Origin of the sequence: Streptomyces winkii, assembly GCF_032248595.1 — a bacterium.
GTDB classification, from domain to species: domain Bacteria; phylum Actinomycetota; class Actinomycetes; order Streptomycetales; family Streptomycetaceae; genus Streptomyces; species Streptomyces winkii.
The window spans coordinates 50,972-71,543 of record NZ_JASTTH010000005.1 but is presented as its reverse complement, the minus strand read 5'-3'; the positions used below and the strand labels follow the sequence as shown (position 1 = coordinate 71,543).

General features: G+C 73.1%; 17 protein-coding genes and 1 pseudogene. 11 read left to right on the top strand and 7 right to left on the bottom strand.

From position 1 onward, the window contains the following. Positions 1-2 precede the first annotated feature (2 nt). The gene (locus tag QQM67_RS16080; RefSeq protein WP_314174568.1) at positions 3-740 is read right to left on the bottom strand and encodes an ABC transporter permease; all 738 of its coding nucleotides are present in this window, start codon (positions 738-740) and stop codon (positions 3-5) included. Next, entirely contained in the window at positions 737-2,017 is a 1,281-nt protein-coding gene (locus QQM67_RS16075) for an ATP-binding cassette domain-containing protein (protein WP_399066853.1), read from the bottom strand. The genes QQM67_RS16080 and QQM67_RS16075 overlap by 4 nt, the downstream gene beginning before the upstream one ends. Before the next feature lie 136 nt (positions 2,018-2,153). Between QQM67_RS16075 and QQM67_RS16070 the strand changes: the two genes are divergently transcribed. Next, positions 2,154-3,662: an aromatic amino acid ammonia-lyase gene (locus tag QQM67_RS16070; protein WP_314174566.1), complete on the top strand. Its 1,509-nt coding sequence runs from the start codon at positions 2,154-2,156 to the stop codon at positions 3,660-3,662. Positions 3,663-3,732: 70 nt separating this feature from the next. Next, a complete protein-coding gene (locus QQM67_RS16065; protein ID WP_314174565.1) occupies positions 3,733-4,593 on the top strand; it encodes a MurR/RpiR family transcriptional regulator in 861 nt (286 codons plus the stop codon). A 49-nt stretch (positions 4,594-4,642) separates the two neighbouring features. Here the strand turns inward: QQM67_RS16065 and QQM67_RS16060 are convergent, their stop codons facing one another. After that, positions 4,643-5,338, bottom strand: coding sequence for a TIGR03086 family metal-binding protein (locus tag QQM67_RS16060; protein ID WP_314174564.1), 696 nt, complete (start codon positions 5,336-5,338; stop codon positions 4,643-4,645). Positions 5,339-5,422: 84 nt separating this feature from the next. Continuing rightward, on the bottom strand, positions 5,423-6,808 hold the full coding sequence (locus QQM67_RS16055) for an amino acid permease (protein WP_399067093.1): 1,386 nt from the start codon (positions 6,806-6,808) through the stop codon (positions 5,423-5,425). A 183-nt stretch (positions 6,809-6,991) separates the two neighbouring features. Between QQM67_RS16055 and QQM67_RS16050 the strand changes: the two genes are divergently transcribed. Both QQM67_RS16050 and QQM67_RS16045 read left to right on the top strand, forming a co-directional pair. Next, positions 6,992-7,522, top strand: a complete 531-nt coding sequence (locus QQM67_RS16050) for a pyridoxamine 5'-phosphate oxidase family protein (protein WP_314174562.1) — start codon at positions 6,992-6,994, stop codon at positions 7,520-7,522. 177 nt (positions 7,523-7,699) lie between these two features. Continuing rightward, complete coding sequence (locus QQM67_RS16045) at positions 7,700-8,869, top strand: 5-methyltetrahydropteroyltriglutamate--homocysteine S-methyltransferase (RefSeq protein ID WP_314174561.1); 1,170 nt, start codon at positions 7,700-7,702, stop codon at positions 8,867-8,869. Positions 8,870-8,892: 23 nt separating this feature from the next. Here the strand turns inward: QQM67_RS16045 and QQM67_RS16040 are convergent, their stop codons facing one another. Continuing rightward, positions 8,893-9,156, bottom strand: a complete 264-nt coding sequence (locus tag QQM67_RS16040) for a hypothetical protein (protein WP_314174560.1) — start codon at positions 9,154-9,156, stop codon at positions 8,893-8,895. Between the two features lie 174 nt (positions 9,157-9,330). Here QQM67_RS16040 and QQM67_RS16035 point away from each other — a divergent pair, with 174 nt between their 5' ends. Next, positions 9,331-10,254 carry a LysR family transcriptional regulator gene (locus QQM67_RS16035; RefSeq protein WP_314174559.1) on the top strand — a complete coding sequence of 308 codons (924 nt, stop codon included), beginning with the start codon at positions 9,331-9,333 and terminating at the stop codon, positions 10,252-10,254. 33 nt (positions 10,255-10,287) lie between these two features. Here QQM67_RS16035 and QQM67_RS16030 read toward each other — a convergent pair whose 3' ends face one another. After that, on the bottom strand, positions 10,288-11,685 hold the full coding sequence (locus QQM67_RS16030; RefSeq protein ID WP_314174558.1) for a type III PLP-dependent enzyme domain-containing protein: 1,398 nt from the start codon (positions 11,683-11,685) through the stop codon (positions 10,288-10,290). A 139-nt stretch (positions 11,686-11,824) separates the two neighbouring features. Here QQM67_RS16030 and hutU point away from each other — a divergent pair, with 139 nt between their 5' ends. From hutU to hutI, 4 genes are all read left to right on the top strand, one after another. After that, the gene (hutU, locus tag QQM67_RS16025; protein WP_314174557.1) at positions 11,825-13,567 is read left to right on the top strand and encodes a urocanate hydratase; all 1,743 of its coding nucleotides are present in this window, start codon (positions 11,825-11,827) and stop codon (positions 13,565-13,567) included. A gap of 221 nt (positions 13,568-13,788) precedes the next feature. Then, positions 13,789-15,030 carry an allantoate amidohydrolase gene (locus QQM67_RS16020; RefSeq protein WP_314175108.1) on the top strand — a complete coding sequence of 414 codons (1,242 nt, stop codon included), beginning with the start codon at positions 13,789-13,791 and terminating at the stop codon, positions 15,028-15,030. Further along, a complete protein-coding gene (locus QQM67_RS16015; RefSeq protein ID WP_314174556.1) occupies positions 15,027-16,433 on the top strand; it encodes a formimidoylglutamate deiminase in 1,407 nt (468 codons plus the stop codon). The genes QQM67_RS16020 and QQM67_RS16015 overlap by 4 nt, the downstream gene beginning before the upstream one ends. Before the next feature lie 181 nt (positions 16,434-16,614). Then, the gene (hutI, locus tag QQM67_RS16010) at positions 16,615-17,793 is read left to right on the top strand and encodes an imidazolonepropionase (protein WP_314174555.1); all 1,179 of its coding nucleotides are present in this window, start codon (positions 16,615-16,617) and stop codon (positions 17,791-17,793) included. A 147-nt stretch (positions 17,794-17,940) separates the two neighbouring features. Here the strand turns inward: hutI and QQM67_RS16005 are convergent, their stop codons facing one another. Continuing rightward, a complete protein-coding gene (locus QQM67_RS16005; protein ID WP_399067091.1) occupies positions 17,941-18,882 on the bottom strand; it encodes an RNA polymerase sigma factor SigF in 942 nt (313 codons plus the stop codon). Positions 18,883-19,142: 260 nt separating this feature from the next. Here QQM67_RS16005 and QQM67_RS16000 point away from each other — a divergent pair, with 260 nt between their 5' ends. Continuing rightward, entirely contained in the window at positions 19,143-19,523 is a 381-nt protein-coding gene (locus tag QQM67_RS16000) for an STAS domain-containing protein (RefSeq protein ID WP_314174553.1), read from the top strand. A 620-nt stretch (positions 19,524-20,143) separates the two neighbouring features. Further along, positions 20,144-20,551, top strand: a pseudogene (locus QQM67_RS15995) (ATP-binding protein); the annotation flags it as partial. Between the last annotated feature and the right edge of the window lie 21 nt (positions 20,552-20,572).

Genomic DNA, 20,572 nt, shown 5'->3' with positions numbered 1-20,572 from the left:
GGTCAGACCTCCTCGGCGGCCGTCGTACGGGCGGTCGTGGCGCCGTCCGTCTTCGTGCGGGTGCGCTTCGTACGGGTCGTCTTCGTACGGGCGGGGCCGGTGCGGTGCCGGGTCCAGGGCGTGCAGACGTACTGGACCGCGACGAGAAGCCCGTCCGCGAGCAGCGCGAGCAGCAGGGTCAGCAGCACACCGGCGATCACGGGCGTGGTGTAGCTGCGCTGGAAGCCGTCCGTGAAGAGCTGCCCGAGTCCGCCGTAACCGATGTAACTGGCCACGCTCACCAGGGAGATGGTCATCACCGTGGCCACTCGCACCCCCGCGATGATCACCGGAAGGGCCAGCGGCAGCTCCACGGTGAGCAGGGTGCGCAGCGGCCGCGAGCCCATGGCGAGGGACGCCTCGCGGGCGTGTGCGGGAACGCTGTCCAGCCCCTCCACCGAGTTACGGATCAGCACGACCAGCGTGTAGATGGTCAGGCCGGTGATCGCGGTGCTGCGGGTGAGCCCGGTGACGGGGAGCAGCAGGATGAAGAAGGCCAGGGACGGGATGGTGAACAGGACGTTGGACGCGCCGAGGATCAACCCGCGGAGCCTGCGCACCCGGTGGGCGACGACCGCCAGGGGCAGCGCGATCACCAGGCCGAAGAAGACCGCGGGCACGGCTATGGAGAGGTGGTCGAGGGTCAGCGTCGCCATGTCGGCGATGTGATCGCCGAACCAGCTCCAGTCGACCGCGGTCATGAGGCCGCCTCGCTGGTGCGCACGCTTCCGCCGCCGGACCCGCCGGAGTCCCCCGGACCATCCGAGTCCTCCGTCCCGTCACGGCCCGACTGGCCGCCGCCGGCGCCCTTTTCGCCGTCCCCGACCGATCCCTCCGTCGCCGCCGCGGCGTGCCGCACGGCGGCACCCTCGTGCAGCGCGGCCTGCCTCGTGATGCCGGTGAGCACCCCGTCGCCGTCCACGCGGGCGACCGCCCTCGCGGGTGAGGTGACGGACTCGTCGAGCGCGGCGAGCAGCGAGTCCTCGTCCCGCAGCGGCCGCAGCGGCAGCAGTTCCGCGTCGGCCGCGGTGCCGCTCGCGGGCAGGGCGCCCGTGTCGAGCCAGCCGGCCGGCGATCCGTCGGGGGCCACCGCCACCCGCCAATTCCCCTCGTGGGCCTCGCCGTTGCCCGTGCGGATGCCGCCGACCGGTTCGTCGGTGCGGACGGGCGTGACGGGCTCGCGCGGCACGTCCGCGTCGCCGAGGGTGGTGAGCGAGAGGAGCTTGAGCCCGCGCTCGGCTCCCAGGAACCCGGCGACGAACTCGTCGGCTGGCCGCGTCAGAAGCTGCGCCGGCGGTGCGCACTGCACGAGCCGGCCGCCCGTACGGAAGACGGCTATGCGGTCGCCGAGCCGTACGGCCTCGTCGATGTCGTGGGTGACGAAGACGACCGTCTTGCGCAAGTCCCGTTGCAGCCGCAGGAGTTCGTCCTGGAGCTGGGTCCGTACGACGGGGTCGACCGCGCCGAACGGCTCGTCCATCAGCAGCACCGGCGGATCGGCGGCGAGCGCGCGTGCCACGCCGACGCGCTGCTGCTGACCGCCGGAGAGCTGGTGCGGGTAGCGCTCGCCCGACCCGGCGTCCAGGCCGACCCGTTCCAGCAGTTCGGCTGCGCGGCTGCGCGCCTTGCGGCGGCCCCAGCCGAGCAGCAGCGGAACGGTGGCGATGTTGTCGAGGACGGTCCGGTGCGGGAAGAGCCCGGACTGCTGGATCACATAGCCGATGCCTCTGCGCAGCTCGGCGGCGTCCGACTCCCGTACGTCGCGCCCGGCGACCCGGACCGTGCCGGCGCTGGGATCGACCATGCGGTTGATCATGCGCAGCGTGGTGGTCTTGCCGCAGCCCGACGATCCGACCAGGACCGTGAGGCCGCCTTCCGGGAGTTCGAGTGTGAGGTCGTCCACGGCGGTGGTGCCGTTGGGGTAGTGCTTGCTGACCGCGTCGAAGCTGATCATCCGGAGTCCCTTGCCCGACTGCATATAGTCATGCACAGTCGTTTGGGAGTGAATAGATGTCAAGGGTCGGGTGTGAAATGCACGTAACCAACGCCCGCCATGCGGAATGTGAACCAACGGTGACCGTGCCGGAAGCCATGGTGGGAGGAGGTTGACGCGAATGTCGTCTCATATCGTGGACTCTCCGCCGAGAGTGGTTCCGGACGGCCGGACGCTGAATACCGCGGCCGTCGTCCGACTCGCCCACGGCTCCGCCGACTTGGGCGACCCCGGCCCCGACGCGCTCGCCCGCGTCGAGCGCTCGTGGCACGCGGCCCGCGAACTCGCCCTCGCCGGACGGGTCTACGGCCGCACCACCGGCGTCGGCGCCAACCGCACCGCCGCCGTGCGCGCCGACGGAGACGTCGACGTCGACGCCACCGCCGAGGGCCACGGACTGCGGCTGCTGCGCAGCCACGCGGGCGCCGCCGGCAGTCCGCTGCCCGCCCGCGAGGTGCGGGCCATGCTCGCCGTCCGCGCCAACCAGCTCCTCGCGGGCGGGGCCGGACTCAACCCCCGGATCGTGCTCGCGCTTCTGGAGGCCGTACGAGGCGGCGCGCACCCCGTCGTGCGGGAGCACGGCGCCGTGGGCACCGGAGACCTCGCGGCGCTGGCCCAGACCGGACTCGCCCTGCTCGGCGAGCAGCCCTGGACCGGCGGGCCCGCGCCGCAGACCGTCGCCCTGGACGGCAACGACGCGCTCGCCTTCATCAGCAGCAACGCCCTGACGCTCGGCCAGTCCGCCCTCGCGCTCGACGAGTTGCAGAGGCTCCAGAACGCCTCGCTCGTCGTCGCCGCACTCTCCCTCCTCGCGGTCGGCGGCTCCTACGAGGCGTACGCCGAACCCGTACACCGAGAGCGCCCGCACCCCGGATCGGTCGCCGCGGCCGCCCGGATGCGGCGGCTGCTCGGCGCACCCGCACGGCCCGGGCCGCCCAGCGGCCGCATCCAGGACCCGTACGGATTCCGCTGCGTCCCGCAGATCCACGGGCCCGCGCTGGAGGCGGCCGACACCCTGGCCGGCGTGCTCGCCGTCGACCTCAACGCCGCCGCCGAGAACCCCCTGATCAGCGCCGACTCCCAGGGCGTGTACGGCGCGCTGCACCACGGCAGCTTCTACGCGGCGCACGCCGCCGCCGCGCTCGACGGGCTCCGCCTGGCCGTGCTCCAGACCGCCCGCCTCTCGACCGCTCGGCTCGTCTCGCTCGTCGAGCCCGGCATCACAGGTCTGCGTCCGTTCCTCAGCGAGGACACCCCCGCCAGCTCCGGGGTGATGATCCTGGAGTACGCCGCCGGGGCCGCCCTCGCGGAGATGACCTCCCTGGCCCAGCCCGCCTCGCTCGGCCACGCGGTGCTCTCCCGCGGCGTGGAGGAGGTGGCCAGCTTCGCCTCCCTCGCCGCCCGGCACGCCCTGCGCATGCCCGAGCACCAGCGGCAGGTGCTGGCCTGCGAACTGACCGCGGCGGTACGGGCGTTGCGCCAGCGCGGTACCGTCCCCGACCCCGCGCTGCCGGTCGGCCGGGCCTACGAGCTGGCGGCGGCGGAGCTCGACCCCGAGATGGCGGACCGTCCGCTGTCCGATGATGTAGACGTGGCCGTCGGTCTGCTCGACCGGCTCTGCGAACTGTGACCGCGTGCCGCCGGCCGATCGACAGCGGTCGATCGGCCGGCAGCCGACCCACCGACAGCGGGAGGACCGGATGAGCAGCGCGAGCGCGCGGCTGCTGAAGATCTTCGAGGGGCACCGGCTCACGCCGACCCAGCGCCGCATCGCGCACTGCATGGTGCGCCAGGCCGGCGACGCGCCGTTCCTCTCCAGCGTCGAGCTGGCCGAGCTGGCCGGAGTGAGCCAGCCGTCCGTCACACGGTTCGCCGTGGCCCTCGGCTTCGACGGCTATCCGGCCCTCCGCAGGCACCTGCGCGAATCGGCACCGGAGGCGGGGACGGGAACGGCTGCGGCAGGCGGGCAGGACACCGAGCCCGACCTGTACAACGCCTACCAGCAGGCCGTGCACGCCGAGATCGACAACCTGCGGCACCTCGCGGCGCTGCTCGCCGACCCCGCTCCCGTGGAGCGGGCGGGCCGACTGCTCGCCGCGAGCCCCACGCTGCCCGTGCTGGGGCTGCGCGCGGCATCGGCGCAGGCGCGCGGCTTCGCGTACTTCGCCGCCAAGGTCCACCCCGACGTGCGGCTGCTGGACGAGGGCGGAAGCATGCTCACCGACCGCATCGACGGATGCGTGCGGGCGGGCGCAGAGGTGCTGCTGTGCTTCGCGCTGCCGCGTCACCCGAAGGAGGTCGCGGCGGCTCTCGCGCATGCGCGCGACGCGGGGCTGCGGATCGTCACGGTCGCCGACAGCGCCTTCGCGCCCGTCGCACACCCGGATGACCTGCTGCTTCCGGCGGCCGTCGGCACGGGCCTCGTCTTCGACACCGCGTGCGCGCCGATGCTGCTGGGGCGCGTGCTGCTGGAGGCCATGTGCGACGGGCTTCCGGAGGCGCAGGCCAGGCTGGAGGAGTTCGACACGGGGGCGGCGGAGCGCGGGCTGTTCCTGGAGTAGAGCGGGCTGTTCCTGGAGTAGAGCGGACGCTCCTCGCGCCGCCGCCCGGTCACCTGCTCCGCTCCTCCGTCCCGCCGCCTGCCCGGCCCCGCTCCCGCCCGCGCCACGACCCGTACGGATCGCGGCCGAGAAACGCGACGAGGCGGTCGCTCGGGTCGGCCTCCGCGCACACCGTGAGCGGCGGCCCGAAGAGCGGGCCGCGCGCCGCCGGGCTGGGCACCAGGTGCCGTGCGGTGCGCATCAGCGCGGTGGCGAGCGCGGCCGGTACGGGCCGCGGCAGGCCGGTGGCCTGCGCGATGTCCCACCCGTGCACGGCGATCTCCAGTGCTCCCGTACGGACGAGGGCCGCGGCCGTCAGCGGCAGGTCGTCGATGACCACGAACCGGTCGGCGGGGCCGTCGGAGGCGGCCCACGCGCCCAGGAGCCGGGTGGCGCGGGCGCGGAAGACCGCCGCCGGGTCGTCGCCGCCGCCAGGCCGCGGGTCACCGCCCGGTCGCCGGTCACCCTCCGGCCGCCGGTCACCGTCCGGGGCCGCCCGCTCCGGGCAGACGTGGCCGTGCTCGACGCCCTCGTACAGCGCCGCGAGCGAGTCGTTGGTGTGCCACAGCAGCGCCCGCAGGTCCCAACGGGCGCACGGCGTCGGACGGTTGAGCGCCTGCGGGGTCACGGGCCGCACCGAGCAGAGCGCATAGCCGAGCGCCCGCTCCAGCAGCGCGGTCCCGGCGTCCTGTGCGGCGTCGTCCATCGCCCTCCCGCCTGCCCCTCTGCGTCTTGTCGGCGGGCCGGTGTGCCCGGCCGTCGTAATGACGACCGGGCCGGAGGGGCGAACTCATCGGCGGCGGGCGCCGATTGCCAGAACGGCCCTGTTCACGGCCCACAGGACGACGCCGAGCGCGACGAGCAGTCCCGCGCGTACGTACACGTCGGCGGCGCGGTCGGCGAGCGGGCTGGCCAGCAGCGCGGTGCCGAGCGCCCCGACGACGGGCAGGACTGTCGGGGTGCGGAAGTGGCGGTGTTCCACGCGATCCTTGCGCAGCACCAGCACCGCGACGTTGACGACGGCGAAGACGCACAGCAGCAGGAACGACGTCGTGTCGCCGAGCCCCTCGATCTCTCCCGTCGAGACGAGCGCGACGGCGAGCAGGGAGACGAAGACGATGCCCGCCACCGGTGTGCGCCGGGTGGGCAGCACCCGTCCCATGACGGCGGGCAGGATGCTCTCGTTGGCCATGCCGTAGCACAGCCGCGACGCCATCATGATGTTGATCAGCGCCGAGTTGCTGACCGCGAACAGCGCGATGACGGCGAAGAGTTCGGGCGGGAAGCTGACCCCGCCCGCCTTGACCACCTCCAGCAGCGGCCCGGTGGACTTCTCCAGCACCCGGAAGTCCACCAGCAGCGAGGAGACCAGCGCGACCAGCACGTAGACCGTGCCGGTGAGGGCGACGCCGATGAACAGGGCACGGGGGAAGTTGCGGGCCGGCTCGATCGTCTCCTCGGCCATGTTGACCGAGTCCTCGAAGCCGACGAACGCGAAGAAGCCCAGCGCGGTCGCGCCCATCACACCCGTCAGGAGCGCGTATCCGGTGCCGCCCGAGGCGTGGACGTCCCCCAGCCGTCCCGCGTCCCCCTCGCCCGCGAACACGGCGAAGACGCCGATCCCGACGATGATCAGCAGCCCGGCCAGCTCGACGAGGGTGAGCACCACGTTGGTCTTCACCGACTCCGAGACGCCGCGCAGATTGAGCGCCGCCAGCGCCAGTACGAAGAGGATCGCGACGAGCGTGGGCGGCACGTCCACGAGTTCGGCCAGATAGTCGCCCGCGAAGGCGCGGGCCGCCGCGCTCGCCGACGACAGGCCTGAGCACACCACCATGAACGCCACGATGAAGGTCAGGAACGGCATCCTGAACGCCCGCTGCGTGTAGAGCGCGGCGCCCGCGGCCCGCGGATACTTGCCGACCAGTTCGGCGTACGAGGCGGCCGTGAGCAGCGCCACCGCGAACCCGATCACGAACGGCAGCCACAGGGCGCCGCCGACCTTGCCGGCGACCTTGCCGGTCGTGGCGTAGATGCCGGTGCCGAGGATGTCGCCGACGATGAAGAGGATCAGCAGCTTGGGCCCGATGGCCCGCACGAGCGGCGTTCCTCCGGAGGCCGTGCCGCCCGGGCCGCCGGGACCGGTCGTGTCGGTGGTTTCGTGAGAGTCCGGCATGCGCTGTTCCGTCATGCGCTGTTCCTTCCCATCGGCGTGCGCGTCGGCACGCCGATGACTTCCGCACGTTCATGCGGTCTTCCCTTCGCGGGCGGCAACACCGCCGCACCGCCGCACCGCCGCACCGCCGCACCGCCGCACCGCTGCACCGCCGCACCGCGACCGATCACGAAGGAGACGCGCATGCGCGACCAGGAGCCCGTCACCGCGCTCGACGCCCGCTACAGCGCCCCCGGCGCCGAGCCCACGGACTGGGAGACCGCCCGCGACCGGCTCGCCCGCGCCGGGATCTACTGGCTGACGACGGTGCGCCCCGACGGCCGTCCGCACGTCACCCCGCTGCTGGCCGTCTGGTACGACGGCGCGCTGCACTTCTGCACCGGTGAGGAGGAGCGCAAGTCCCGCAATCTGGCTGCCAGTTCGCACTGCGCGCTCACGACGGGCAACGACACCGTCGACGAGGGGCTCGATCTCGTACTGGAGGGCGACGCCGTGCGCGTGCGCGACGACGCCAGGCTGCGGCGGCTCGCGGACACCTGGGTGGAGAAGTACGGCGAGGAGTGGCGCTTCGAGGCCCGCGACGGCGCCTTCCACCACGCCCACGGCGGCAGCGCGCTGGTCTACGAGGTGGCTCCGTCCACGGTCTTCGGCTTCCGCAAGGGCCACTACAGCCAGACCCGCTGGCGGTTCGGCGCTCCGGCCGCGTCGCGCTGAATCCGGCGCGGGAATACGGACAGCTACGTCCGGCCCGGGAATCCGGAACCGCGGGAACCGCGGGAGTCGCGGGAGTCGCGGGAACTGTGAACCGTACTTCCGGACACCGGAACTCCTGGTTGAGGAATGGACCATTCCGGAGCAGGGTGAGTCTCCCGACCTGGAGGAGGGACACCCATGACGTCAGAGCCGACTTCCCCCGCCGCCACCGCGACCACCGGTCCGCGCACGCTTCCGCCCTTCCGTGCCGACCACGTGGGCAGCCTGCTGCGGCCAGCGGTCCTCAAGCGCGCCCGCGAGGACCACGCCGCGGGGCGCACCGGCGCCGCCGAACTGCGGGCCGCGGAGGACGAGGCGATTCGCGAGGTCGTCGCGCTGCAACGGGACGCCGGGCTGCGCAGCGCGACCGACGGCGAATTCCGGCGGCAGTCCTGGCACATGGACTTCATCTACTCGCTGGGCGGGATCAACAAGGTCCAGGACGGCAACCTGCGGGTGAAGTTCCACAACGCCGACGGCGACATCGAGTGGGCGCCGCCCTCCGCCCACGTCGACGATCGGGTGCGGCTCGAAGAGACCATCTTCGCCGACGCGTTCGCCTTCCTCCGCGACAACGCCGGGGAGGGCGTGACCCCGAAGCTGACCATCCCCTCGCCGAGCATGGTCCACTACCGGGGCGGTCGGGCGGCCATCGACGAGAGCGTCTACCCGGACATGGAGTCCTTCTGGACGGACCTCACCGCCGCCTACGCGGCCCAGGTCCGCGGCGTCTACGACCTCGGCTGCCGCTATCTGCAACTCGACGACACCAGCCTCGCGTACCTCAACGACCCGGAACAGCGGCGCCACGTCGCGGAGATCGGCGGCGACCCCGAGCACCAGCACGAGACGTACATCGCCAACATCAACCGCGCCCTCGCCGACCGCCCCGCCGACCTGCGTGTCACGACGCACATGTGCCGTGGCAACTTCGCCTCGTCGTGGGTGGCTTCCGGCGGCTACGACTTCGTGGCGGAGGCACTCTTCGGCGACCTGAACGTCGACGGCTTCTTCCTGGAGTTCGACGACGAACGCTCCGGCGGCTTCGAGCCGTTGCGCTTCGTGCCCAAGGGCAAGCAGGTCGTGCTCGGGCTCGTCACCACCAAGCGGCCCGAGCTGGAGAGCAAGGACGCGCTGAAGCGCCGCATCGAGGAGGCCTCCCGGTACGTCGACGTCGACCAGCTCTGCCTGTCGCCGCAGTGCGGGTTCTCCTCGACGCTGGAGGGCAACGACCTGACGATCGACGATCAGATCGCCAAGCTCCGGCTGATCGTGGAGACGGCGGAGGAGGTCTGGGGCGGGGCGTGATCTGCCGGTTCCGGCAGGGCGGTTCAGCACTCGGCGCGCGTCTCCGTCTCCGTCCGCGTCCGCGCATCCGCCGGAGTCTCCGCGGGTGTCTCGGCCCGGGGCTCCGCCGGGGCGTCCGCGGGCCTCCCTCTCGTCACGATCTTGAGGACGCCGGACGTGAGCAGCCGGGCCTGGAGGGAGCCGCAGGCGCAGCGCGTCCAGACGAGGACGCCCTCGCCCGTCGGGTGCTGTGACAGATCCCGGACGGGCTGGTCGTCGGGCCATCCGCAGTAGGGGCAGCTGGACAATCTGGGCCTCCCGGCTCGCTGTTGTGCACGCGGTGGAGCACGTGGCGGTGCTCTCTTCGGTGCACGTGGCGGTGCGCTTGCTGCGTCGCTGACGCCTTCGTACGACCAGCCTGCCGGGAGCCGATCGTTCAGGTCCAGGTTCGATTTCTGCACTGAACCGTGTACAACGGTTACATGATTGACTTGCGCCGTCTCACCGTGCTGCGCGCGATCGTGCAGTACGGCACCGTGACCGCCGCCGCCGAGGCCGTGCATCTGACGCCCTCGGCGGTCTCCCAGCAGGTGCGCCAGCTCGGACGGGAGCTGGGCGTCACGCTGCTGGAGCCGCACGGTCGGCGGGTGCGGCTGACGGAGGCCGCACAGGCGCTGCTCCGGCACGCCGACGCCATCGAGGAGCTGTGGCAGCGCACCGAGGCCGAGCTGCACGCGGCCGCCGGGGAGCCGAGCGGTGTGCTGCGCGTGGCCGGATTCCCGACCGCCGCCTCGGCCCTGCTCGCGCCCCTGGCCGTGCAGCTCCAGCGGGAATGGCCCGCGCTGACCGTCCAGCTGAAGGAGGCCGAACCTCTCGACTGCTTCGACCTGTTGTTCTCGGGCGAGGTGGATCTGGCGGTCGTCGAGGCGATGTCCGAGGCGCCTCCGCTCAACGACCGGCGCTTCGACCAACGGCCGCTGCTGGACGATCCGTTCGACCTGCTCACCACCGCCGGGCACGAGCTCGCCGGGGAACCGGGCCCCGCGCTGGAGGATCTGGCCGCCGAGCCCTGGGTCCTCGACAGGCCGGGCGGCCGCTGCTCCGCGCGCCAGCTCGTGCTCGCCGCCTGCCGCAGCGCGGGATTCGCGCCGTCGGTCGCGCACGAGGCGCGCGAGTGGAGCGTCGTCGCCTCGCTCGTGGCGCACGGGCTGGGCGTCGCCCTGGTGCCGCACCTGGCGCAGCTGCCGCCGCATCTGGATCTCGTCCGTACGCCGCTGACGGGCCGGTACGTGCCGCGCAGGCGCTTCCTCAGCGTCGTCCGGCGCGGGAGCGACGGCCACCCCGCCATCGCCGCCGCCCTCGCTCTGCTCGACGAACTCGCCGCGAAGCAGGGCCGGTTGGCCTAGCGCCGGCCCGACTTCCCCCGGCGGCACACGCGTTCACACCTCGCGGAGCGTGTCCCTGTGTGCGACGCCCGAGTCCGCCACGATGTCCGCGAGCGGCTGCGGCTCCCGTACGGGCACGAAGCGCACCTTGCCCTCCGGCTGTCCCGCCCCGCCGGTCACGGTGAAGCCGTAAACCCCGGGCCGCGGCAGCGAGTTGTAGCCGAACGGGTTGGAGAAGTAATACGCCCCGGTGTCCAGGAGCGCCGCGAAGTCGCCCTCCTCCAGGCGCGGCAGCATCCGGCCGCGGGCCACCAGGTCGCCCGCGAAGCAGCACGGCCCCGCGATGTCCTGGGTGACGGCGTCGGCCTCCCCGCCGCGCTTGGGCTCGCCGTCCGCGCCGTACGCGGCCACCCGCAGCGGCCACGCGTCCGGAGCGAAGACCGTGCGCACGGCGATCTGCGCGCCCGCATGGGTGACCGCGATGGCCCGCCCGCCCGCCGACTTCGCGTACTCCACGCGGGCGAGCACCGTGCCCGCCTTCGCCAGCAGCGCCCGCCCGAACTCGGTGACGATGCCGTACCGGCCGTCGAAGAGCCCCGGCACGGTCGCGGAGAGCAGCCGCGCGTACTCGTCGAACGTCGGCGAGATCTCGTCGCCGCCGAAGTTGACGGGGAGGCCGCCGCCCAGGTCGAGGGTGTCGACCTGGCGCCGGCCGACCGCGGCGTTGATCTCCTCGGCCAGTTCGTACGTGGCCCGCGCACCCTCCGCCATCAGCTCCAGCGGCATGCCCTGCGACCCGACGTGCGAGTGCAGCCGCGTCAGCCAGGGGCGCTCCCGGTACGCGCGTACGACCCACTCGCGGGCGCCGGGGTCGTGGAGAGCGACGCCGAACTTCGAGGTGGCGGTCGCGGTGCTCATCGCACCGATGGCGCCCTCGCCGATCTGCGGATTGACGCGCAGGCCGAGCGGTGAGGGCGCCGGCCCGCCCGGGGTGATCAGCTCGTCGAGACGGGCGAGTTCACGGGGGTTGTCGGCGTTGAGGGCGATGCCGAGGGCGAGCGCCTCGCGCAGTTCGCCCACGGTCTTGGCGGGGGAGTCCAGAACGATCTGTCCGGCCGGTACGCCCGCGGCCCGCGCCAGGGCCAGTTCGCCGGGGCTGGCGACCTCGCAGCCGATGCCCTCGTCGGCGAGGAGCCGCAGCACGGGCACGAGCGAGGCGGCCTTCACGGCGAAGGTGTGCTGGACGGGCCGCCCGGGGGCGCGGACGCCGTCGAACGCCGTGCGGAGTGCGTTCGCCGCGTCCCGTATCGCCTGGACGTCGAGCAGGGCGGCGATGGGCTGCCGGTCGTCCGTGACCAGGCCCTGCTCGACGGCGGCGCGTACGGCCAGGTCGCGGCGGGCGGCGATCGCGGAGGCGTCCCGGGAGGCGGGGCTGCTGCTGGAGTCGTGCATGCCACAAGCCAAGCACGTCCGCGCTCGGCGGGTGCACGGACCACCCGCGATGTTGACTAGGTCTATTCACTCCGTAGAGTGTGTGAATAATTGACCGTCGGGGGAGTCGGGACGAGCACACGGCAGGGAGGCACGGGAGATGTCAGGACCGCGACCCGTACGGGCGCCGCGCGGCAGCGAACTGAGCGCCCGGGGATGGCCGCAGGAGGCCGCCCTGCGGATGCTCCAGAACAACCTCGACCCGGAGGTCGCCGAGCACCCCGACAAGCTCGTCGTCTACGGCGGCACCGGGAAGGCGGCGCGCGACTGGGAGTCGTTCGACGCCATGGTCCGCACGCTGCGCACTCTCGGCGACGACGAGACGATGCTGGTGCAGTCCGGCCGTCCGGTCGGCGTCATGCGCACGCACGAGTGGGCACCGCGCGTGCTGCTCGCCAACTCCAACCTCGTGGGCGACTGGGCGAATTGGGAGGAGTTCCGGCGGCTGGACGCGCTCGGGCTGACCATGTACGGGCAGATGACGGCCGGTTCGTGGATCTACATCGGCACGCAGGGAATCCTCCAGGGCACGTACGAGACGTTCGCGGCGGTCGCCGCCAAGAGCTTCGGCGGCACCCTCGCGGGCACGGTCACGCTGACCGCCGGTCTCGGCGGCATGGGCGGTGCCCAGCCGCTCGCCGTGACGATGAACGACGGCGTCGCGATCTGCGTCGAGTGCGATCCGTCCCGCATCGAGCGCCGCATCGGCCACGGCTATCTGGACGTGCGGGCCCACTCCCTCGACCACGCGCTGGAGTTGGCGACCGCCGCCCGTGACGAGCGCCGCCCGCTCTCCATCGGCGTGCTCGGCAACGCGGCCGAGGTGTTGCCGGAGCTGCTGTCGCGGGGCGCTCCCATCGACATCGTCACCGACCAGACCAGCGCGCACGACCCGCTCTCGTACCTGCCGGTGGGCGTCGACTTCGACGACATGGCGCAGTACGCGGCGGACAAGCCCGCCGACTTCACTCAGCGGGCGCGCGAGTCGATGGCCCGGCACGTCGAGGCGATGGTCGGCTTCATGGACGCCGGCGCCGAGGTCTTCGACTACGGCAACTCCATCCGCGGCGAGGCGCAACTCCACGGCTACGGGCGGGCGTTCGACTTCCCCGGCTTCGTACCGGCGTACATCCGGCCGCTGTTCTGCGAGGGCAAGGGCCCCTTCCGCTGGGCAGCGCTCTCGGGCGATCCGAAGGACATCGCGGCGACGGACCGCGCGCTGCTCGACCTTTTCCCCGCGTCCGAGTCGCCCGGGAACGAGTCGCTCGCCCGCTGGCTCAGGCTCGCCGGCGAACGCGTGCACTTCCAGGGGCTGCCCGCCCGCATCTGCTGGCTCGGTTACGGCGAGAGGGACCGCGCGGGCGAGCGCTTCAACGACATGGTGGCGAGCGGCGAGATCTCGGCGCCTCTGGTGCTGGGCCGCGACCATCTGGACTGCGGCTCGGTCGCCTCCCCGTACCGGGAGACGGAGGCGATGCGCGACGGTTCGGACGCGATCGCCGACTGGCCGCTGCTGAACGCCATGGTCAACGCCTCCTCCGGAGCCACCTGGGTCTCGATCCACCACGGCGGCGGCGTCGGCATGGGCCGCTCGCTGCACGCCGGGCAGGTCACGGTGGCCGACGGCACGGCGCTCGCGGGCGAGAAGCTGCGCCGGGTGCTGACGAACGATCCCGGCATGGGCGTCGTGCGCCACGTGGACGCCGGATACGAGCGTGCCGAGGAGATCGCGGCCGAGCGGGGCGTGCGGGTGCCGATGCGGGAGGGCCCCGGGGGCCCGGAGGGCCAGGAGGCCCAGGAAGGCGGGGCCCCGGAAGGCAGGGAACGCGGGGGCGCCGAGTGACCGCAGGGGACGCGGGGAGCACCGGCGGCGCGGACCGTACGGGAGACGACGGCCGCACCGGGGACGGGGGCCGCACCAGAGAGCCGGATGCGGAGCGCTCCGCCCTGCGGTCCCTCGTCGGCAGCCCCGTGCCGGACCTCGGCCGCCGGGGCCGGGGCGCGGACGGCGAGGGCTCCGGCGGCCCCGGCGGACCGGTGGCCGAGCCCGCCTCGTTCCACGAGATGTGGCGGGAGCTGGCCGCCGTCGGCCGGAACCGGGAGAGCGGCGGCTACCGCCGCTACGCGTGGACCGGCGCCGACTCCGACTGCCGTGCCTGGTTCCGCGCCCAGGCCGAATCCCGCGGCCTGGCCTGCGAGTCGGACCGCAACGGCAACCAGTGGGCCTGGCTCGGCGTGACATCCGTGGAGGAGATCGCCGCCGGGAACGCCGTCGTCACAGGCTCCCACCTCGACTCCGTCCCCGACGGCGGCGCGTTCGACGGCCCGCTCGGCGTCGTCTCCGCGTTCGCCGCCCTCGACGAACTGCGCGCCCGCGGCGCGCACTTCACCGCACCGGTGGGCATCGTCAACTTCACCGACGAGGAAGGCGCCCGCTTCGGGCTGGCGTGCACCGGCTCCCGGCTCAGCGCCGGCGGGCTGACGCGGGAGCAGGCGCACGCGCTGCGCGACGCCGACGGCGTCACCCTGCCGCGGGCCATGGAGCTGGCCGGGCAGGACCCCGACGCGATCGGTCCCGATCCCGAACGGCTCGCCCGCATCGGCGCGTTCGTCGAGCTCCACATCGAGCAGGGGCGCGCGCTGGCCGACCCGGCCGCGCTCAGACGGCTCGGTGCGACCGCCGGGCCCGACGGGTGCGCCGTCGGCGTCGCCTCCGCGATCTGGCCGCACGGCCGCTGGCGGTTCGACTTCCGCGGCGAGGCCAACCACGCGGGCACGACCCGGCTCGCGGACCGCCGCGACCCGATGCTCACCTACGCGGCGACCGTGCTCGCCGCCCGCGAGCAGGCCTCCCGCACCGGCGCCCTGGCCACGTTCGGCAAGGTGGCCGTCGAGCCGAACGGCGTCAACGCCATCCCCTCCCTCGTACGGGGCTGGCTCGACTCCCGCGCCGCGGACGAGGAGACCCTCGCCGCCGTCGTCGCCGGCATCGAGGACGAGGCCGCCCGGCGCGGGCGCGCCGACGGGGTCGACGTGCGCGTCACGCGCGAATCCCGTACGCCCGTCGTGGAGTTCGCGCACGACCTGCGCGACCGGATCGCGCGGCGGCTGGGCGGCGCACCCCTGCTGCCCACCGGTGCGGGACACGACGCGGGAATCCTCTCCGCGTCCGTCCCGACGGCGATGCTGTACGTGCGCAACCCCACCGGCGTCTCCCACTCGCCGGCCGAGTCCGCCGACGAGGACGACTGCGCGGCCGGGGTGAGAGCACTCGCCGACGTACTGGAAGGGCTGGCCTGCCGATGACGAACCCCTCCCACGAGGGCACCGGGGCGCCGCCCGCCGCTCCGCGACCGGAGCGCACGTACTGGTGCTCGCACGCCTGGCTCAACGGCACCGTCGAGGAGGACGTCCTCGTCGAGACCGGCGCCGACGGCCGGATCACCGCCGTACGCACGGAGACCGGTGCTCCGCCGCAGGGCGCCGAACCGCTGCGCGGGCTGACCCTGCCGGGCCTCGCGAACGCGCACTCGCACGCCTTCCACCGGGCGCTGCGCGGCACCGTCCAGGTCGGCTCGGGCACCTTCTGGACGTGGCGCGACGTGATGTACCGGGTGGCCGGGCGCCTCACGCCCGACTCGGCCTACGCGCTCGGCCGCGCCGCATACGCGGAGATGGCGCTGGCGGGCATCACCTGCGTCGGCGAGTTCCACTACGTGCACCACGCGCCCGGCGGCGAGCCGTACGACGACCCCAACACCATGGGCCACGCCCTCATCGCGGCCGCCGCGGACGCCGGTATCCGCATCACGCTGCTCGACACGGCCTACCTCGCCTCCGGCTTCGGGCCCGACGGCCGGGGCGAGCCGCCGGGACCGCAGCAGCTCCGCTTCTCGGACGGCACGGCCGCGGCGTGGGCCGAGCGGGCCTCGGCGCTGCGCGTCGAGGAGGGCGGCCACGCTCGTACGGGTGCCGCGATCCACTCCGTACGGGCCGTTCCCGCACGGGAGTTGGGCCCCGTCGTCGAGTGGGCGGAGGAGCGTTCGGCACCGCTGCACGTCCATCTGTCCGAGCAGAGGGCCGAGAACGACGCCTGCCAGGCGGCGCACGGCTGCACGCCCACGCGGCTCCTCGCCGACCACGGGGCCCTCGGGCGCCGTACGACCGCCGTGCACGCCACGCATCTGACCGACGAGGACATCAAGCTGCTCGGCGACGCCTCCGTCGGCGTGTGCATGTGCCCCACCACCGAGAGGGACCTCGCCGACGGCATCGGACCGGCGCCCCGCCTGGAACGCGCGGGCGCGACGCTGTCGCTGGGCAGCGACAGCCACGCCGTCGTCGACCTGCTTGAGGAGGCGCGGGCGCTGGAGCTCGACGAGCGCCTGCGCACCCGCACACGCGGCCACTGGACGGCGGCCCAGCTCCTGCGCGCGGCGACGGAGGACGGCCACGCGGCCCTCGGCTGGCCCGAGTCGGGACGCCTGGAGGCGGGCATGCTCGCCGACTTCACGACGGTGTCGCTGGACTCGGTACGCACGGTGGGCCCAGCACCGCGCATGGCCGCGGAGGCCGCGGTCTTCGCGGCGACGGCGGCCGACATCCGCCACACGGTCGTCGCCGGCCGCCACGTGGTGCGCGACGGCCACCACACGAACGTCCCCGACGTCCCGGCGTCCCTCTCCAAGGCGATCGATGCCCTCCACTGACCGCCTCCGGCGGGCTCGCTGTGGAGGGCGCGCGCGGGGGTTTCTGTTGCGCGCCGTGCCCTGTCAGCGGCCGACCGGCGGGGCACGGTTCGGATCGGCCCGAACGGGGCCGGAGCGCACCGGAGTCGGGCACACACGCCGTCAAGAACACAGCGTCAGCGATCACGTGAGGTAGCGACACATGACCAGCACCGTCGTCACGAACATCCGCACCCTGGTGACCAACGACCCCGCCTGCGGTGAGGGCGGCCCGCTCGGTCTCGTCGAGGACGCCGCCGTCGTCCTCGACGGCGACCGCGTCGCCTGGGTGGGCCCGGCGGCGGATGCGCCCGCGGCCGACTCCGCCTACGACGCGGACGGCCGCGCCGTCCTGCCCGGCTTCGTCGACTCCCACTCCCATCTGCTCTTCGGCGGCGACCGCACGGCCGAGTTCAACGCCCGCATGTCCGGCCGTCCTTACACCGCTGGCGGCATCCGTACGACCGTCGCCGCGACGCGCGAGGCGAGCGACGAGGAACTGGGCCGCAACCTGGCACGGTTCCTCGACGAGGCCCGCCGGCAGGGCACCACCACCATGGAGACCAAGTCCGGCTACGGCCTCACCCCGGAACAGGAGTCCCGCGCCCTGCGTGTGGCAGCTGAACACACCGACGAGGTCACGTACATGGGCGCCCACATCGTCGCCCCCGAGTACGCCGACGACCCCGCCGCATACGTCGACCTCGTCACCGGGCCGATGCTGGACGCCTGTGCGCCGCACGCCCGTTGGGTCGACGTGTTCTGCGAGAAGGGCGCCTTCGACGGGGACCAGGCCCGTGCCGTCCTCGCGGCCGGGCAGGCGAAGGGCCTCACGCCCCGCATCCACGCCAACCAGCTCTCCCACGGTCCCGGTGTGCAGCTCGCCGTCGAACTGGGCGCCGCCTCCGCGGACCACTGCACGCACCTCAGTGACACCGACGTGGACGCCCTGGCCCACGCCGACGCCACGGTCGCCACGCTGCTGCCCGGCTGCGAGTTCTCGACGAGGGCCGTCTATCCGGACGCGCGCCGCCTGCTCGACGCGGGCGCCACGGTCGCGCTGTCCACGGACTGCAACCCGGGTTCGTCGTTCACGTCGTCGATGCCGTTCTGCGTCGCGATCGCCGTACGGGAGATGGGGATGACGCCCGACGAGGCCGTCTGGTCCGCCACCGCCGGCGGGGCCCGCGCCCTGCGCCGCGACGACGTCGGCCGCCTGAGCCCCGGCGCCCGCGCCGACCTGACCCTGCTGGACGCCCCGTCCCACGTCCACCTCGCATACCGGCCGGGCGTTCCCCTGGCCGCCCGGGTCTGGCACCGCGGCGTCCCGGTGCACGGCTGAGCCTCCCGCGCGCCCGCCGCACGCCCGCCCGTACTGCCGCCCGGCCGCGCCCTGCCCACACGGCGAAGCGGGCCGTCCCGGTCTCCACCGGGGCGGCCCGCTTCGTTCGTTCCAAGGCAGGGCACGCGCAGGCGCGCGCCCGCCGCGTCACTCGTCGACCATCAGGCCCTTGCGCAGTCTGTTCAGCGTGCGGGAGAGCAGACGCGAGACGTGCATCTGGGAGATGCCGAGCTCCTCGCCGATCTCGCTCTGGGTCATGTTGGCGACGAACCGCAGCGAGAGGATCGTGCGGTCGCGCGCGGGGAGTTCGGCGATCAGCGGCTTGAGGGACTCCACGTACTCGATGCCTTCGAGGCCGTTGTCCTCGTAGCCGATGCGGTCCGCGAGGGCGCCCTCGGTGTCGTCCTCCTCGGGCTGCGCGTCCAGGGAGCTGGCGGTGTAGGCGTTGCTCGCCGCCATGCCCTCGACGACCTCCTCGACGGAGATGTCCAGCCGCTCGGCCAGCTCCTCCATCGTCGGCGCGCGGTCGAGGTTCTGGGCGAGTTCGTCGCCGGCCTTGGCCAGGTCCAGGCGGAGCTCCTGGAGGCGCCGCGGGACGCGTACGGACCACGAGGTGTCACGGAAGAAGCGCTTGATCTCTCCGACGATCGTCGGCATGGCGAACGTCGGGAACTCGACACCACGTTCCAGGTCGAACCGGTCGATCGCCTTGATCAGGCCGATCGTGCCGACCTGGACGATGTCCTCCATGGGCTCGCTGCGGGAGCGGAACCGCGAGGCGGCGAACTTGACCAGGGCCAGGTTGAGTTCGACGAGCGTGTTGCGTACGTACGCGAACTCGTGCGTGCCCTCGTCCAGCTTCTCGAGGCGCTTGAAGAGAGTCTTCGACATGGCCCGCGCGTCGACCGGGCCCACCTCGTCGTACGGTGGGATCTCCGGGAGCTGGAGCTGGTCGAAGATCTCCTCGACCGCTTCCGGGCTCGTGGGGTCGGGCACCTCGACCGCGCTGAACTGCTCGGCGCCGAGCTGTTCCGGGAGGTCCGGGCCGGTGACGGTGGCCGGTATCCCTTGATCGAGCCTGGGTGACATTGTCGTGTCCTCCATGATTCTCGGCATATGGCTGCCGAAGCCGTGACGTGCACTACGAGGGTGCGGCGCCTCCAATGCCGACGTGTTTCTGTATCCCTATACGCCTACCCGCTCGTGTACGCGCATGGCAAGTGCTAGATGTCCGAATTTGCCCCAATGTGTGGGTTGTTCGTCTACCGGTACCGCCAGTGAGGGCGTAGGGTTCGAGTCGGTTCACGGGGGCAGAAGAGAAGGCGCTTTGGCGATCAAGAGGGGTGTGCATGGACCGCGGGATGCCCGGCAGCACGAGCCGGGGTCGGCTGACGGTCGGCGTACGGCACCAGGGGGCGAGTGCCGTAGTGACCCCCGAGGGTGAACTCGATCACCACACCGCGGATCTGCTCACCGAGGCGCTGGAGCAGGCGATCGCGGACGGCCGCAGCCGCCTGGTGGTGGACTGCGCGGGCCTGGAGTTCTGCGACTCCACCGGGCTGAACGTGCTTCTCGGGGCCCGCCTGAAGGCCGAGGCCGCCGGGGGAGGCGTCCACCTCGCGGGGATGCTGCCGGTCGTCGCCCGGGTCTTCGAGATCACGGGCGCGGGCGCGGTGTTCACCGTCCACGACGACCTGGACGCGGCCCTCGCCAATGTGGCGGAGGCGTGATGCATCGCCCTGCACATGTGTACCGCGCGCAACGCGGACGTTACACGCGTCACATCAGTCGGTCTGCATCAGTGGGTGTTCTCGCGGTTCCGTAGGGCAGGAGATCCTCTGAGCCAGCCAGATGGACAGTCATCAGAGACTCGCGAGCTGCTCCGGTCCGGCACGCGGCGACGAGAGGCACTATCGGTGATCGGTGAGGTGAACCGCTGATGAGCACCACCCGGCCGTCTCCGGCGGGCGACTGCGGTCCGGAGCCCGAGGGCGCCGCGACGGCTGCGGCCGCCTCCGGTGCCGGGAGCGCCGGGGCCGGAGCCGTTGCCGGTAGGGCCGGTGCGGCCTCGTCGGGGCCGCCGGGACTGGGCGCCGCCGGCGCGGGCGCGGGGGTTTCGAGCGCATCAAGTTCCGCCGGTTCCGCTGGTTCAACGGGCGCCGCCGGCGGGCCGGAACAGTCCGGTGCGCGCGGCAACACCGCGCACGCCGAGGAGGCCGCCGACCCGAACGCCCCTCCAGCCGCGCCTGGTTCGCACTCCGCGGCGGACGGACAGGGAACGGGAGGGAGCGCGGCGTCGCAGCAGGCCGGGACGTCCGTACAGGGAGAGACCGGGAAGGGTCATTCGATGCGCCAGGTGCGCAGGCTGCGCCTGGTCGGCGTCAGCGGTGCCGTGCCCCGTGCCCGTGACTTCGTCCGCCAGGCGCTCCAGGACTGGGGCTGGCTGCCCGCTGCCACCGGTGACCAGCGCGCCGCCGCCGAGGATGTCCTGCTGGTCGTCTCGGAGTTGGTGACGAACGCGTGCCTCCACGCGGACGGGCCCGAGGAGTTGCGCGTCGGCAGCGGCGCCGAGGTGCTGCGCCTGGAGATCGTCGACCAGGGGAGCGGGTCGCCGGCACCGCGTACGCCGCACCGGGCCGGACGCCCGGGCGGGCACGGCATGTTCATCGTCCAGCGGCTCTGCCTGGACTGGGGCGTGGTCCGCAACCCGGAGGGCCTGGGCAAGACGGTCTGGGCGGAGCTGGCCGCGCCGGGCTGAGCGCGCGCCTCTTCCCGCTCT